The organism is Microcystis sp. M090S1 (assembly GCF_020246295.1).
Taxonomy (GTDB): domain Bacteria; phylum Cyanobacteriota; class Cyanobacteriia; order Cyanobacteriales; family Microcystaceae; genus Microcystis; species Microcystis aeruginosa.
Map to the genome: position 1 here is coordinate 1 of NZ_JADBTF010000200.1, position 2889 is coordinate 2889.

Annotated in this window: 2 protein-coding genes; one reads left to right on the forward strand and one right to left on the reverse strand. The window is 42.7% G+C overall.

All coding sequences use genetic code 11. The features are described 5' to 3' along the window. Positions 1 to 143: 143 nt before the first annotated feature. The gene (locus IM477_RS08970; RefSeq protein WP_287731425.1) at positions 144 to 674 is read right to left on the reverse strand and encodes an IS607 family transposase; all 531 of its coding nucleotides are present in this window, start codon (positions 672 to 674) and stop codon (positions 144 to 146) included. Positions 675 to 2015: 1341 nt separating this feature from the next. On the opposite strand from IM477_RS08970, the gene IM477_RS08975 reads away from it, so the two are divergent. Continuing rightward, a complete protein-coding gene (locus IM477_RS08975) occupies positions 2016 to 2675 on the forward strand; it encodes a PEP-CTERM sorting domain-containing protein (protein WP_287731426.1) in 660 nt (219 codons plus the stop codon). Positions 2676 to 2889 lie beyond the last annotated feature (214 nt).

Here is a 2889-nt window from a genome sequence, read left to right on the forward strand (position 1 = left end):
AGGTTAGCGATCACTATACAGCCAACTCTACGGAATCGCTCTACTCCAGATACAGTCAACGGTACAGCCATTTTCAAGCGAAAAATGTACCCAGTAGCCTCTTTTCAATTTTTTCTGAGAAGCGACCTGCAGTAAGGGTTTTGTTAATTTTTTAGTATTTCTGTATGGGGGAAGTCCAGCAATAAATCCTCAGCTGCAATGGATTCCTGGGTTTGATTGAGGAGAATGACTTGGATTTTGAAGAGACGGCACAAACCCAAAATAAAATCATGACAAAAGCGACTCACACTTTCCGCATGGGTTAAAACTAGAGATTTCACCTCACCCTGACAAATCATCTTCACTAGACGCATAAAATTAGGGTGATTGTGGCTGACTCCGTCGCCGATATCGGTGAGAATTTCAAAGGGTTGACCCTGCTGATGGCAAAATTCTTCTAACGCTTTTATCTGGGTGTCTAATTGGGGTTTTTGTTCAGGTCGATTAACACGAGCATAGCCAATAATCAATGGGGTTGCTTGACCAGATTGTAAGAGTTCTTCCAGTCGAAATCGGCGATGACCGCCGCGGGTACGAATTGAGGAAATTTTACCCTGTTGTTCCCAGCGCCGGAGGGTTTTAATGCTAACTCCGAGTAAATCGGAAGCTTCTCGAATAGTGATGAGAGTATTCATAGTATATAAGCTGTTAAGTAGGGTTTGCTGAAAAAGTTTGTTGGTGGGGCTAGGAGTCAGGAGACAGGAGACAGGAGACAGGAGACAGGAGACAGGAGACAGCTTTTGTGTATTCTCCCCACTTGCCACTTGCCACTTGCCACTTTCAAGTCAGGAGTCAGTAAGAATTGCGGCAATTTACATTTCTTAAGATAGACAACAGAATTTATGTCCGACTACTTAACTTAATCCAGTTTTAATTAAAGAAATTTCTCGAGAGAGAATCGTCCAACTTTAGACAGTCAGTTGTCCACTTTTATACTGCCATTGCCCTACGCTGGTAATTATAGATGATTTAGGAAAATTAGTCATACCTCTTTAGATAGAGATATTAAACGGGATTTTTGGTCTTTCTAAAACCTGAGTTTGTCCGGGGGTTTTGGGGTGACATTTTTGTAGGAGCAAAAGGAAGTTACTGTAGGGATGAATTGCCTTTCTCCCGTTTTCCCCGTTAGGGAGTTGATTGCCATCGAACTCCAGTTTTAACGATCAAAACTGTTAAGTTTTATACATTGTACCTCTCTTGATTAAGTTTTGTAACGAATTGAGAGATTTTTTTTTGAACTAAGTAGGGAGGCACAATTATTTGTAGGATGGGTTAGCGGTAGCGTAACATAATCGGGCGTTGGGTTTCATGCTTCAACCCAACCTACGTTCATCTTATATTTAATTCCACCCACCTACTTATAGCGGTGTGCAGTCGTATGAGGTACAGTGTCACGAGCTATAAACCATGCTAGGCAAAGCTTGGTCTGTATCTCACTCAAGCGCTTACCGCTATAGAGCCTGTTTATTTGTCCAACTTTCACCAAAAAGCTTGGGTATATTTGTCAACTTTTGGGTAGTTATGTTCGGGGAAAAATGCTATAAATTTGACAAAAAATAGATAAATATTGCCGAAAAAAAGTTTTCTAAAACACAGGGTAAGCGAAGCGCATCTTAACAATCGTTAACAAAATGAACTTGATTTATGTGAGTTGCTTACCCAGAGGGTGATTCAGGCATATTTGAGGAGAATTTGCCATCTCAATTGTTAAGCAAAAATCGACCAAATGTTAAGAATTCCTAACTATTTTAATTGACTGGTATCACTTGAAATGCCCACACAGCAAGCGGATGACAAAATTAGTCAATAGTCAATAGCGTTTGAGATGCGCTCACCCTATTCTAAAACACCTGTTTTTTTTGAAAAGTTTCGCTACAATTATGTCAGGTCACACAAAAAGTTATCAGCGAGCTTAACGCTTGCTTAACTTCTTTTGATGGCTATAGTACACACAATTAACGCTGGATAATTCAGTTATGATGACAACCAACAAATTAACCAAAACTTTTGCTTCTGGCTCCCTAGCCATTGGGGTTCTCGCCGGCGCGGTGCTTACCGCTACCAGTGCGAATGCCGCCAGCGTGATGTCAACTTGGGGGGTATGGACGAGCGGAACTGCTCTTCAGGTCGGGGACAAAAAAGTTACGTTTGAACAAGGCTCGATAACTGGCGGTTTTGTGGCCGATCCGCTGGATGATGTTGAGCTGATGGAGATGGGCGGTCATTATTATTTCATATACGATGCCACGACTCTGGGTTCCCCTGATCCCAATTTTAGTTCCGGGTCTTTCACATATACAATCCAGGTCATTAACTCCAACAAGTCTATTGTGGGGGTTGACCTAGATTCAGACGTATCATCCAACTACGGGACTGTAACCGAGACATTTGTTGAGGTACCTAATGTCTTAGTTTCAACTAGCGGCTCAGCGGACCCTCTAACAGGTTTTCACCCTATCCCCCCCCAGACACTGTTGACCGTCAAAAATACCCTATCTAATCCTGGTAGCCCCAATGAAGCTCTATTCCAATTGCAAAATTCTTTCCATCAATCCGTTCCCGAACCGGGTACTATCCTCGGACTTCTGGCAGTGGGTGGTTTAGGATTGGTTTCCCGCTTCAAGAAACAAAAATAACAGTTACCAATGTCTCGTACACATTGATAACTGTGACGTTGAACAAGAATAGCTAAAGGTTAGATGCCCTGTTTGGTTTTCTAGCTTTTAGCTTTTTCTTATCGGGTTGATTCTAACACGAATGGGGGATAGGGGATAGGGGATAGGGGATGGGGGATGGGGGATAGGGGATGGGGGATAGGGGATGGGGGATGGGGGATAGGGGATGGGGGAT

Bases quoted from the DNA above. Each gene is read 5' to 3' on its own strand.
- IM477_RS08970 (WP_287731425.1), bottom strand. From the start codon at position 674: ATGAATACTCTCATCACTATTCGAGAAGCTTCCGATTTACTCGGAGTT.
- IM477_RS08975 (WP_287731426.1), top strand. From the start codon at position 2,016: ATGATGACAACCAACAAATTAACCAAAACTTTTGCTTCTGGCTCCCTA.